Origin of the sequence: Bacillus sp. SIMBA_008, from assembly GCF_046535495.1 — a bacterium.
In the GTDB taxonomy this organism is placed as follows: Bacteria; Bacillota; Bacilli; order Bacillales; family Bacillaceae; genus Bacillus; species Bacillus subtilis.
In genome coordinates, this window is sequence record NZ_JAWRWL010001421.1 from 1 (window position 1) to 230 (window position 230).

Genomic DNA, 230 nt, shown 5'->3' on the forward strand with positions numbered 1-230 from the left:
CGTTCCTGCTTTGTCCAAAGTGACCTATACCATTTTAATAAATGATAATGAAAGTCAAAAAAAGCCGGTAGCGACGCATACCACTTACGCTCGTTTTGTACCCGAGAGAATTGATGATTTTGCATGGGAAAATGAGAGGGTTGCATTCCGCACCTATGGACCTGAAGCGCAGCGTCTGGTTGATGAGGGAAAAGAAGGAGGAACGCTCTCAAGTGGAATTGACATTTGGC

At 44.8% G+C, this 230-nt stretch carries 1 protein-coding gene; it reads left to right on the forward strand.

Annotated features, from left to right (window positions below; all coding sequences use genetic code 11):
* Positions 1 to 230: DUF4861 family protein (locus SB658_RS28170; protein WP_410603906.1), on the forward strand; the 230-nt coding region annotated here is incomplete at both ends.